This is a genomic window from Vibrio azureus (assembly GCF_002849855.1).
GTDB lineage: Bacteria > Pseudomonadota > Gammaproteobacteria > Enterobacterales > Vibrionaceae > Vibrio > Vibrio azureus.
Genome location: NZ_CP018617.1, coordinates 679012 through 690419, shown reverse-complemented (window position 1 = coordinate 690419; position 11408 = coordinate 679012). Strand labels below are relative to the sequence as shown.

Below are 11408 nucleotides of genomic sequence, written 5' to 3'. Positions count from 1 at the left end.
TCAGGCAAAATTAACGGTTTTTATACTGACTTGGACAATAGCCTCTAGAAACTTCTGGGTTGCGTAATTTGATGTGTTTCGTGCTGCGGCCTGACACTCTTTGCCGCCACAACTTGAAACTACTTGGCTTAAGTCGACGACGCAAAAAGCGAATAACCTCAGGTTCACTTAAGCCAAATTGTAACTTAATTGCTTCAAATGGCGTGCGATCCTCCCAGGCCATTTCTATAATTCTTGATTCTGTTGCTGAAGTCAGTTTCATTTCGATCTGCCTATTCTAAAAATATTAGGTTTTATACCCAAGTAACCTCAAGATGCTGCGTTCAGCGAGATGACCTTTGGGAGCGTGTCACTGAGACGACTTCTTGCGTCAGACAACTTGGGAACAGAATATATACGTTCTAACTCAGCTTTTAGCTCAGGCAATAGAGAAATATCAATTAATCAATTGAAAAAGAAATATATACTCAACCACCTTGAGGTCCGTTGGGTATGCTTCTTTTAATTTCATCAAAAGTCGTGTTACTAGAATCCAATACGTCTCCAAGATAAACGACAACATCCCTAGCACCGCTACCTATGGCAAGTTCTCGCAAAACTCTGTCTTCAAGATGGGTCAACCCACCTTCCAATTTATCCAATTGATGCATGATGACTCGAGGCGATGGTTGAAAGAATTTTGTTTTCTGAATGCTGCGTAAGCCATGCTGTATCAGTTTTTCAGCAGAATAAAAGTCTGAGATTAATAGACGTGGATGTGAAAATGGATTTACCACCACAGTCACTTCATCTGCTAATGATTTTGCTTCCGCTCCCACACCTTTGACTTTATTATACTTCCCTGTGTTTTCCACTGCCAAGTAAGGTTCATACTCAAGTTGTGCCCCACCCCCAAGTGTTTTAACGGCTACTTTACTCTCACTGAGCTCTACTAATAGATCAGCAGAAAATAGTCCCCTAATAAATTTACTCATTGTTCTTACTTCTTACTTCTTACTTCTTAATTAAGAGTTGGATCTGGCTTTTATGTTTAACGCCTGTTTATATCTAAAAAAGTCAAATGTTACGTACTTTTAGTGCAGCTTCCAAATAAGAATTTAAGTTCTTTGGGAACTATTTCATTAAGTGGGGGGCTATTTCATTAAATGAAAGCCCCCTTATATTTAAATAGTCAGCAAAGGCTATAGACTTGCAACAACATTATCGTAATAACTCTGAGGAGTACTTCGCTTCTCAAAAACTTGTTGAGCAGTTTTATTTCTGATCGAGCTGATCATCTCTGGCTTTTGATGTTCGTCAACCTCAAGCATGTCGAGCATTGCAGTAAGATGAATGCCTGTACCTTGAGATGTTTCTTCGATTATCTGATCAAAGTTATCTTGTATGAATTGAGCAGTTTTAACTCTTTTTCCATTACATGAATCTTCGGAAGAAACTTGAGAAGACACTGCGGTTGTACCTAGGTCAAAAATAACATTAGAAATAGCAGCTGCTGTACTGTTATCCTCAAAAATGATGGCACCAATACCACAGTCTTCCCATGGATTAATATTATTTTTGTTTGCTGCAGATGCGTTTACTGCTAAAAAAGTGGATGCAATAAGTGTACAGAATGTTCTTTTGTTCATTTTATTACCAATAGATTGAAAATTTAATTGTGTATTCAAAAGCTTCATCGTAAAGAATCGACGTTCTTAAATCAAAATCACGACTTTGAAGAAAACGTTGTTCCCATTGAAAGTAGTTTTTGTGTTGTTCCATATCATTTAATTTAAAATGACTACCCAATTTTAGAGAAGTAGCCCAATACGGTGTGATATTGAACACCGCACCTAACTCAGGCCCAATATAAGCTTTTGCTTCTGTTAGATCTGATAGTTGAAGTTCGCCTGCTAACGCTGCATACACAGCTGAGTGTTCATTCAAACCAAGACTTTTACCCAGAAAGCCTTCCATAAATAAATTGGAACAATCTAAACAAGAGAGATTACTGGGTTTATATCCTGAAGATAAAGCCCATGCAAATGATTCATCTTGTTCCAATTCTGTATTAGATACATTGAGACTTTTTATATTAAAAAGTCTCAATTCACGTAAAGATAAACTATTAGCAGTTTGAGAATACAAGAAATTGACATCAAAAAGACTGAGCTCTGAAAAAGGTACTCGACCAGTATTTAGATTTAGAAAGTCGTAATAACTTGCACGAAAACGTAAATTAATACTCCTTCCAAGTTCGCTGTTAAATGTTGGCGATATTTGAATCATTGCAGTTTTTTGAGCATGATGTGGCGGTGTATATTTTTCTTCCTTCCAAACAACTTCTCCCGCAGGCAATCTGAATCGTTCTTTAAGTAGTATGTCTCTCTTTGAAGTTTCACTCTCATTAAGGCCGTTATTTTTAACCTCAATAAATGCAAAATAATCATACATTACATCAATAACTCTTTTAGCCTCTCTCTCACTTAAAGTACGAATTTCTTCTAATGTTGCCTCTGTTGGAAGAGTGATAAGCTTTTCTAAGTAACTTTTCTCTCGTGCATTAAGTTGGCTGAACCTCTTATACAGTTTTTCTTGTCGAGATTCATGGTATATTACATCGTCAATAAGGCTTGACTCCTTGTTCCCCAGATTGAGCATCATAATTAGATCATATGGTACAACCCATGATTTTTCGGCAACTAACAGAGGGCGATCAAGTATAAGCTCCAGAAGTTTGGCTAATTGATAACCACAGTTTTGTTTAAAAAAATAGTAGTCCATATGAGCATTTTCTAACTCCCACAAATGTGCAAGTAAGAAATCAATCTTATCCTGAGAAACATTAAGTTTATACTCCCAAAGATCACGAAGTTCTGATTCGTTGTATACTAGGTTCTGATGATGGTACTTTTGATTGGAAAAATGACCTTGATAACCACCAGTTATACCTTGGTACATATACACTATTTTATTTTCATTATTGGGTACTTGAGCACCATAGCTAAATGTATTATCCAATAACCTGTTGTTATTACCATTGAATTTTAATAGAACATGCCCATACATTGATGCAGGGTTTCCGAGATACCCACTCGCGTATATCACACTTATACTATCAGTTCTAAATTTATTTATATAGTTTTCATAATCGGGGCAATTAACTTTAGGTAAGTCGATATCTGGCATCACTTGTTTAATCCAGATCTTTCTTGCAGGAAAACGGCACTGAGAGTCTGGATTTTTCAAAAAAGCTTTAACTGTTGCTTCTAATTCTTTTTCTGGATCCTTCTTGCCATCTAGTGATAAGAAAAAACCATTTGTTGAGACACTACTGCCTGATGATAAAAACCCCTCTTCATGATGAGTAAGCAGAAGCCATTTGGGTAATGAACTAATATATGACCAGTCATTTTTTACATCTCTGTCATTATCATGACAAAAAGAAAAATTAGAGATTATACTAAATGATAAGGTTAATAGGTATAATGTGATTTTATTCAAACTAATACGACACAAAGAAAGGATCGGTAAGATCATATCAATTTAAATATTTAAGTCAATATTATAGAGCCACATTAATTACTATATTTTAATTAAAACCAATTAAAATAAACTTATGAATAAAAATAACTAGATGTGAATGCATTAAAAGCCATTAAAATAAAGAGTTTCAGTTTAAATTTAAAAATGTGGTCGTATATCCGTAATACACTGGCACTGATAGCAGACCCTTTAAGAAAACATCTGTAGAGATAGTGCCAGTATAAATTTTAATTTTGCACGCATTCGACCGACTCAACTTGTTAAATTGACAGACTAACCTTAAATGGCTTCCTTTGGTGATGGCATCACAATATACACCATCGTAATCATGATAAAGCTGACAAATGAATACGCCGCATCTTGCCCGTTCCATTTACTCGCCCACATTTGAAACCACTCAGCTCCTATGACACAAAATCCAAAATACCAAACAAGTGCAGCGATTGTACCACCTATGAGGTACCAAGATTGTCCATGCTCAAACCTATCTTGCTGGATATTTTTTAGCATAATGAATGCACCGAGTACGCAAAAAAATCCAGCAACAAATTCCCCTGCGATAATTATCCAGTAACCGATTTTTACTAGCGTATCATTCTTGATTGCTCGGCCCTTAAGCTGCTCTCCCTGAAACCATGACTCCATGGCATCCATGTTGAGTACATGCTGAACAAACTGATGATTAGTGTCGTAATCGACTATGTTGTTATAGCCAACGAGTAAACAAAACAAACCAACCATTAAGCTTACTAACCCTTTGGATATTTTATGTGTCGTTTGTATTTTTATCATAATTCATCCCTTTAATTATTGATTTTATCTATACCCAAATATCCTTTATGGGCATATACCGACTCGGCCCGTATAATACATCAATAAAAAATAAAATCTATAAATATTAGCCACTTAAGATCGCACCTTGCGATGAAACGATCATCAAAAATAACGCTTAAATGACTAACTGTGCTTCAGATCTTTCTCTGGTAGTTTTTACCGTAGTATCGATAATAACCAACTAAATTACTGGCTATAAACAGCGCCTCCATAATCACTGCAACGGGCGAACCCACGAGGTAATTATTGAGTAGCCATAAAGATGTTCCGACTATCATAAGTTGCCTTAATAGACGGTCATCTTTATTAAACGCAGCTACCGTTTGAAACAATGTTCCCAAGCAACTCACAACACTCACTAAACCAGAAAAAGTAACAATACTTGTGACAATTGATACGGTGCAAAAGGTATATTTCAGCTTGGGTGAGGTAGAAAACGCACTCACCAAATACCGAACTGAGGCGACACTCATTAAAGCTGCAGCTGTCCATTGTTCAAGTAGCATAAAGTGGCTTGAAATCAGTGCAGCTGAGAAGAACAAACAAGTTACAATTTTTTGGCGATCTTTGAACTGAAAAGAAGCGAAATCAAATAAAATCGCCACCGAGACCAACACCTGAGATAAAATAAATGGCGTCACATTTCCCCCTAAAAATAAGGCCATAGTTTACAGTCCCATAGTTCATCGCTGATAGTACACTGGCAAAAGTAAGGCCTCAGAACTGGCAATCGTATTACAATAATGTGTCAATAAAGTTTGAACTTGCGCTTATCTTATTCATGATACCTTCAAAAAGTGCCTATTTATCTTGGTGATCAGTAAAAGATTGGATTAAGTTTTTTAACATCAGAACACTTTTATGAGTCAGAACCTATGGTTGCTGATGTGAAGACCATACCTAAAACGAGCTGGAAAGTAAATCAATGAACCTATCTGATGAAGACCGCTGTAAACTCACAAATTTTTGGCAACATTGCAAAGATAATCAATACTTTAACTTTGGCTATCCAAGCTCAGAGGATTTTGATTCCACCCTGGTAGAGCAGTTTATAAGGTTTTCTCTGAATAACTGTGGTGATTGGAGAATAGATGGCATTTACAAGCTAAATTCTTTTGATTTTGAGCGTGACATAATTGAATTCTTCTCACAACTTTTTAAGATCCCCACTGAAGATAGCTGGGGCTATGTCACCAATGGTGGGACAGAAGGTAATCTATTTTCATGCTATCTTGCTCGTGAGATGTTTCCATCCGCTTATATTTATTACTCTGAAGATACACATTATTCCGTTGAAAAGATCATTCGATTATTAAAAATACCAGCAAGAAAGATCAGTTCTTTGCCTAATGGTGAAATAAATTATCTCCAATTAATAGAAAAAATTAAAGAAGACAGACAAAAACATCCCATTATTTTCGCTAATATTGGTACAACCATGCTTGGTGCCACAGATAACATAAAAAGAATCCAAAGTGATATCGCTTCTTTAGGAATAAAACGCGAGGAATACTATATCCATGCAGATGCCGCTCTCAGTGGGATGATTATGCCGTTTGTGGAAGAACCGCAGCCCTACTCTTTTGATGATGGCATAGATTCAATCAGTCTTTCAGGTCACAAAATGATTGGTTCACCCCTCCCCTGTGGGATCGTTCTCGTAAAGAGGAAGATGGTTGAGCAAATCTCTGTTGAGGTTGATTATATTGTGTCAAGAGATCAGACTATCAGTGGCTCCAGAAATGGCCATAGCACTTTATTTCTTTGGGTAGCGATAAAAAGTAATGCCTTACCTGATTGGAAAAGAAAAGTGAGCACTTGTTTAGAAATGGCAGAATATATTGTCCAACGCTTCCAATCTGTCAATATCAAGGCGTGGCGTAATAGGAACTCAAATATTGTTGTCATTCCATGCCCTTCCAAGCCTATTTGGCGAAAATATTCACTCGCCCACGCTGGTAATATTGCTCATATTATTACTATGCCACATCACGACCACACCGATAAAGTCGATAACCTTATACAAGATATCATTGATGATTTATCACCCAACCACGCAGAAGTTCAGTTCAACCCACAACGTTGTATTGTTTGATGACCCCGAATTCACCTAGTGTATATATACCCAAGTAACCTCAAGATACTTGGGTATAGAAAATGATAAGAGAAAAGGCTCGCATTATCGATTGGTAAACCCGCTTACCTTTATCTCTTACTGCATTTTTAAGCTGACTCTTTATGAATCAGTGACCAAAGATAGGCTTTCTTAAGCAAACTTAGCCTCGATTTATTGCGTACCTTTCGCTTTAATTGGCAGGGACGGCACACCGTTAGCCCACTGTTTAAGTTGATTAATGTATAGGTTCTATTTGTAGAACTTTGTGACTGTACAATGCTCATTTTCTTTCTAACCACCAGCAAATAAAACCTCCCACGCAGTAAGCAAGAAGATCTTTCCAGTCAAACGTCGCGCCAAAGATAATGGCTACTGGCGATGATGGTGCGATATCAAACCAAGCTATTACCTGTAGCAATTGTGCAAACTCAATAAAAAACGCCAGTGAAATAACTAAAACTGATAGCCACTTTGCAGGCATATGAATGACACTGGCGACGAGGTAGTATAGCCACATCACAACCAATACATCCCCAAAAGTAGGCCGGATAAAACTATCTCGAACATAAAGTGCAATCACTACCATTGAGACTAATATTGCACAACTTTTTACCAGGTTATTCATCGAGAAACGAAAGTAAAACTCTGCTGAAGCATTATGTTTATTACTTTGTAGCGGGCCTTGCATCTTATCGTTAATCATTTTCAACCGCCTCGGTAGAATTTTTTCTTTGTTTTATTTCCGTGTCTTCCACGCTATTATTCTCGACATTGTCATTTTTTAATTCATTGATTTCTGATTCATTTGGTTTCGCACTGCGAGAGTACCAATCCACATTTCGAGTCACCACCATGATGACGCTCAGTACCACAAAACATAATAACGACCCCATCACCAGCGCATAGTTTTCTGCCTGTAGCAGGCCTAACAACAACAGGTATAAGCCAAACAGACATAATCCAAATACCACACCGTGTTTGTTCTTGTTCAAGATGCCACTCACATAAATACCCAATAATCCGGCTGAAGCTGCTGAAGAGATAACATAAGCCCAGTTAAAGCCCAAATGTTCACTCATCGAAATCAATAGCAGGTAAAACAGCGCTAAACCTAAACCAATAAAACTGTATTGCACTGGGTGAACCGGACGTACTTGCAAGAGCTCCAATAAGAAAAAGCTAGCGAATACGAGTGTGATCACTAATAAAGAGTAGTTCACGGCTCGATGGGATTTCAGGTAGTGGTCAACGGGATCAATCAGATCAACGCCCATTTGTCGTTGTTCTAATTCACGACAGGCTTTATTAGAGACAATACAACTTTGAAATAGTTGCGATATATTGGTGGAAAAATTATTACTCACCCACTGCGCATTAAAACCATTTTCAGAGATTTCAGAAGAGATAGGCAAAGAGTCTCCAATAAAGCTTGGGTGTGCCCACACCGATGAAAGGTGTACTTTAGTATCACTTCCAATTGGCGTCACTTTCAACTGGCCCATTCCTTGCAGCAGGAAATTAAGATCAAACGCCAAAGGCTGATTTAAATTGAAGTTGTTCAGTTTTATTCGGCTATGGAAACCTTGAGGCAACGACTCTAATCCCGTCCCTGGCATTACTTTGATTTTTGAGTTAGCCAAAGTCATGTCATCAATACGAATCAGTCCTCGACTGTCTTCAATGCCAACCACTAAGTTAACATTTTCAATGTTTAGTGAACGTAGGGCCGCTAAATCTTGGGCATCAAAGACCCCTTTCAGTCCTACTTTGGCTTTATATAACCGTGCACGGTAGATGCCGCGATATTTTTCAAAACTGTCTAAATTTGCGCCCATATTAAAAGTACTCGGTAAAATAAATCTTTGCCGTTTAGACGTATGGCGCTTTTCATTTTGATAACTTGTCTCGGTATAATTCACCATAATGAACGGACCAATAATTCGCTGTTCACCACTGCTACTGTGTGCAATTTCTTTTTTTACTTGTTCTTGCCGATAAGATCGTTCCGATATCAACCCACTGACCATTGAAAGTGGGATTTGCAGTAAAGCAACCAAGCCCAGGACTAGGGCAATCTTTGCTGCTATCTGATTATTGAGCATTTTTTTCATTTATTATTCTCCATTTGGGTATACCCAAGTGACCTCAATATGCTTGGGTATAAGTAATGTAATCCCGTAACTTGGAGAATGAATGGAGCTAATATGGAGTTTCTATGGAGTTGATAAAATCAAGCTTACTTTGACGCCAAATTCAACGTTTTCAATCAGTAACGTTGCTTTGTGCAGCTTGGCCACTTGTTCGACAAAGTTTAGCCCTAGCCCTGTACTTTTAACGCCATTTTCACGTGCGAGAGAATAAAATCGCTCTGTTAAACGCGGCATAGCATAGTCTGGAATGTGTGGGCCAGTGTTAAAAATAGATAAGTGGATGGTGTGTTTTGAAATTTCAGTTTGCCACTCAATTTTACCTCCATCATCCACAAAATCTAATGCGTTATCCATGAGGTTAAAAGCCGCTTGCTTAAGTAAAAAAGCATCCCCTAATATTGTTTGTTGTTCATCAATGTGAATCTTAGCCACCACAGACTTACCACTTAAACGAGCATCTGCCGCATCGACAACTTCTTTGACCATTTTGTTTAAGCAAATCGACTCAACTCGCTCAAGATCTGGCCGTTTTTCTAAGCGAGCCAACTCCAACATTTTGTCAATCAATGACTGCATCCGATCACTTTCTCGCTCAATGTTGCTCGCAAAGCGTGTCACCTTATGATTTGGCAATGGCATTTGCAAAATCTCACTGGCTCCCTTAATCGCCGATAAAGGGCTCTTTAATTCGTGAGTCAATGTTTGTACGTACTCTTCGACATACTGCTTACCATCAAGTTGATTTCGCATTTTTTCTAGAGCATCACTCAGTGTGCCGTATTCATAGAAGATTCTAAATGTCGGCTTGGAGACCTTTTCTCCCTGCCCCATTTTTATGGCATAGTTCTCAAGTTTATTCAGTGCTGAGTGGATTCGCCAAGCAAACAATGCACCTGCCTGTAACACTAAGACACTCATTAATACCATCCAAAACAGAACATTACGTATAGAAAGGTCGATAAATGGCTGCACTGAACGATTCGATTTAGCAACCGTTACACTGCCAATAATTTCCCCTTTGTGATAGATAGGAGCAGCAATGTACATCACAGTAGAAAGAGGATCATTGGGATCTTCCATAGTACTACGTGCTCCATACTGGCCACGAAGCGTGAGATACACATCATTCCACTGTGAAAAGTCATTACCTATATCTTGTTGCCAAGAGTCAGCAATCACGGTTCCGTTTCTGTCGGTAATATAAATTCGATGGTTGATTGCTTTTTTGCCGACATCCCAGATACGAGCTTGAGGCTCTCGCTGCCCATATGCGGCTAAAAGTTTAGAAAAACGACTCTGCGATAATTTATCGTTAGCAACTTCTTCCTCAGCTAAAACAGCGAGTAAGTTCGCCATATCAACCAAGGTCTCTTCGGTGGTTTGTCGAACGGTTGGCTTAAGTTCTTGTACTACGGTTTTACTCACCATGTAAGCGGTCAACCCGACTAAAAGAAAGTAGAGAAAGAACAACCTCAGTCCAATTGGTATCCTTGGCCAACGGCTCATCACTCCCCCTTTACACTGTAAAAGTAACCAAAACCGCGCTTAGTGACGATTCGCTCGGCCATATCAAATGGTTTGAGCTTATGACGAATTGCCTTTATATGAGTGTCGATATTACGCTCATAGACGGCTTCTGGGGCCATATCTGCCGCAATCATTAGCTGTTCTCGACTTAATACGTTGGCCGATAGCTTAATCAGCTTATCAAGAATTTTAAACTCGACCGCCGTTAGGCCAAGCATATGGTCGCCGACACTGTAGTCAAAATTGTCGGCCATCAAATCATCAACGGACGTTACCGTTTTCGTCATTCCCTCTTGCTCTGTGTTTTGAGGAGTCTGGAATGTTTTTGATTTAATTCGAAGTTTGATGCGTGCCAACATTTCTCTTGGGCTAAAAGGCTTTGTTACATAATCGTCAGCCCCTATTTCTAACCCAACCACACGATCAAGCTCATCACTTCTTGCGGTAAGAAAAATGATTGGAATATCAGAAAATTGACGAATGGTTTTACATAATTCAAAACCATTTCCATCGGGTAAGCCCACATCTAATACTAACAACGCCGCCAAATGATTATGTAAGAATGTTAAGCCTTCTCCGGCAGTAGCAAACCATTCGACCTGGTAGCCATCCATTTCTAATACATGGATAAGGTTTTCTGCGATGGCAGGTTCATCTTCAATGATGACGACAGTTGATTGGTCGCTCAATGTCTTAGCCTCTGGTGTAATGATGTGATCGCCCACTAATTTGGCCAAAATATTAGTGGATTGAAGATATAAAGGCAAAGCTCAATCCAATCACTATTAAATATATTCTCAAGTGACCTTATTTAAAGGTCTTTAACCAAAAAGTATGTCGAATGGCCTTTGGGAGTATCATGTAATTCTCCATATACGCGAAAGCCATTCTTTTCATAAAAAGGTTTTGCTTGAAAGGATAACGTTTCCGTTCGAATCTGAGTTAATCCCTTTTCTGTAGCAAAACTTTCGAGTTGCTTAATGAGTGACGTTCCCACTCCTTTACCACGACACTCTTCTGACAGCCAAAGTAATTCTAAAACACAGTAGCTCCACATGACATTGGCTTGAGCTCCTCCGATAAATTCACCTTTATCGTTTTTAACCGTTATAACAAATCGTCCATTTGACTCATATTCACCATCATTGGGCAAGAATGGGGCATTAAATGAACGAATACCTTCACTGATCATATTTAATTCATCTTCTGTTGGTTGTGTGGATATTTCTATTATCAATTTAGACTCCAATAGAGAA

12 protein-coding genes are annotated in these 11408 nt (G+C 38.4%); 1 reads left to right on the top strand and 11 read right to left on the bottom strand.

The features are described 5' to 3' along the window. Window positions 1–10: 10 nt before the first annotated feature. From BS333_RS16750 to BS333_RS16725, 6 genes are all read right to left on the bottom strand, one after another. Window positions 11–262, bottom strand: a complete 252-nt coding sequence (locus BS333_RS16750; protein WP_021709861.1) for a TIGR03643 family protein — start codon at window positions 260–262, stop codon at window positions 11–13. A gap of 205 nt (window positions 263–467) precedes the next feature. Continuing rightward, entirely contained in the window at window positions 468–974 is a 507-nt protein-coding gene (locus BS333_RS16745) for a rod shape-determining protein (protein ID WP_021709860.1), read from the bottom strand. Between the two features lie 207 nt (window positions 975–1181). Then, window positions 1182–1628, bottom strand: a complete 447-nt coding sequence (locus BS333_RS16740; protein ID WP_033003780.1) for a DUF3015 family protein — start codon at window positions 1626–1628, stop codon at window positions 1182–1184. A gap of 4 nt (window positions 1629–1632) precedes the next feature. After that, on the bottom strand, window positions 1633–3483 hold the full coding sequence (locus tag BS333_RS16735; protein WP_227739144.1) for an Lnb N-terminal periplasmic domain-containing protein: 1851 nt from the start codon (window positions 3481–3483) through the stop codon (window positions 1633–1635). A gap of 321 nt (window positions 3484–3804) precedes the next feature. Further along, window positions 3805–4317, bottom strand: a complete 513-nt coding sequence (locus tag BS333_RS16730; protein ID WP_021709857.1) for a DUF2165 family protein — start codon at window positions 4315–4317, stop codon at window positions 3805–3807. Window positions 4318–4493: 176 nt separating this feature from the next. Next, window positions 4494–5000: a YgjV family protein gene (locus BS333_RS16725; protein ID WP_033003779.1), complete on the bottom strand. Its 507-nt coding sequence runs from the start codon at window positions 4998–5000 to the stop codon at window positions 4494–4496. Between the two features lie 284 nt (window positions 5001–5284). Between BS333_RS16725 and BS333_RS16720 the strand changes: the two genes are divergently transcribed. Continuing rightward, on the top strand, window positions 5285–6454 hold the full coding sequence (locus BS333_RS16720; RefSeq protein WP_021709855.1) for a histidine decarboxylase: 1170 nt from the start codon (window positions 5285–5287) through the stop codon (window positions 6452–6454). Window positions 6455–6755: 301 nt separating this feature from the next. Here the strand turns inward: BS333_RS16720 and BS333_RS16715 are convergent, their stop codons facing one another. The 5 genes from BS333_RS16715 to BS333_RS16695 form a co-directional block, all read right to left on the bottom strand. Further along, the gene (locus tag BS333_RS16715) at window positions 6756–7178 is read right to left on the bottom strand and encodes a ribosomal maturation YjgA family protein (RefSeq protein WP_021709854.1); all 423 of its coding nucleotides are present in this window, start codon (window positions 7176–7178) and stop codon (window positions 6756–6758) included. Next, entirely contained in the window at window positions 7171–8586 is a 1416-nt protein-coding gene (creD, locus tag BS333_RS16710; protein WP_021709853.1) for a cell envelope integrity protein CreD, read from the bottom strand. The genes BS333_RS16715 and creD overlap by 8 nt, the downstream gene beginning before the upstream one ends. A gap of 102 nt (window positions 8587–8688) precedes the next feature. Continuing rightward, window positions 8689–10131, bottom strand: coding sequence for a two-component system sensor histidine kinase CreC (gene creC / locus BS333_RS16705; RefSeq protein ID WP_021709852.1), 1443 nt, complete (start codon window positions 10129–10131; stop codon window positions 8689–8691). Next, complete coding sequence (locus BS333_RS16700) at window positions 10131–10841, bottom strand: response regulator (protein ID WP_033003774.1); 711 nt, start codon at window positions 10839–10841, stop codon at window positions 10131–10133. The genes creC and BS333_RS16700 overlap by 1 nt, the downstream gene beginning before the upstream one ends. A gap of 122 nt (window positions 10842–10963) precedes the next feature. Beyond that, entirely contained in the window at window positions 10964–11389 is a 426-nt protein-coding gene (locus BS333_RS16695; RefSeq protein WP_021709850.1) for a GNAT family N-acetyltransferase, read from the bottom strand. Window positions 11390–11408: the final 19 nt, after the last annotated feature.

What these genes read in the sequence shown, in the direction of transcription:
- BS333_RS16720 (WP_021709855.1), top strand. Translation starts at nt 5,285, where the DNA reads ATGAACCTATCTGATGAAGACCGCTGTAAACTCACAAATTTTTGGCAA.
- BS333_RS16715 (WP_021709854.1), bottom strand. Translation starts at nt 7,178, where the DNA reads ATGATTAACGATAAGATGCAAGGCCCGCTACAAAGTAATAAACATAAT.
- BS333_RS16740 (WP_033003780.1), bottom strand. Translation starts at nt 1,628, where the DNA reads ATGAACAAAAGAACATTCTGTACACTTATTGCATCCACTTTTTTAGCA.
- BS333_RS16750 (WP_021709861.1), bottom strand. Translation starts at nt 262, where the DNA reads ATGAAACTGACTTCAGCAACAGAATCAAGAATTATAGAAATGGCCTGG.
- creC (WP_021709852.1), bottom strand. Translation starts at nt 10,131, where the DNA reads ATGAGCCGTTGGCCAAGGATACCAATTGGACTGAGGTTGTTCTTTCTC.
- creD (WP_021709853.1), bottom strand. Translation starts at nt 8,586, where the DNA reads ATGAAAAAAATGCTCAATAATCAGATAGCAGCAAAGATTGCCCTAGTC.
- BS333_RS16745 (WP_021709860.1), bottom strand. Translation starts at nt 974, where the DNA reads ATGAGTAAATTTATTAGGGGACTATTTTCTGCTGATCTATTAGTAGAG.
- BS333_RS16730 (WP_021709857.1), bottom strand. Translation starts at nt 4,317, where the DNA reads ATGATAAAAATACAAACGACACATAAAATATCCAAAGGGTTAGTAAGC.